Source organism: Mesorhizobium sp. M8A.F.Ca.ET.208.01.1.1 (genome assembly GCF_004791315.1).
GTDB lineage: Bacteria > Pseudomonadota > Alphaproteobacteria > Rhizobiales > Rhizobiaceae > Mesorhizobium.
The window spans coordinates 1-321 of sequence record NZ_SRUT01000227.1; the positions used below are offsets into that span (position 1 = coordinate 1).

Below are 321 nucleotides of genomic sequence, written 5' to 3' on the forward strand. Positions count from 1 at the left end.
GCGCGAGCGACCGAGAGGTCGAAATTCGATTTGAACTGGCTCGATTTCTTCGGCTTCACATTATCGGTGTGGCCGACGATCTGGATCGGCCCGGATTCGGCGTCAAGCGTGGTGGCGATGTCGGTCGCGATCGGCTGGAACTGCGGCTTCAGATCCGCCTGGCCGGATGCAAACAAGAGCTGGTTGTTGATCTCGACGACGATGAATTCGCCCTTCTCGCCGACGCTCAGTCCGCCGTCGGCGATTTCCTTGGCAAGTGCGGCGCGGATACGGTCGATCTGGGCGGTATCCGGAGCCGCGGGCTGTGGCGGGGTGGCTGGC

General features: G+C 62.6%; 1 pseudogene. It reads right to left on the bottom strand.

The annotated features are described in order from the left end of the window. A pseudogene (locus EN851_RS35045) lies at window positions 1-321 on the bottom strand (OmpA family protein); the annotation flags it as partial.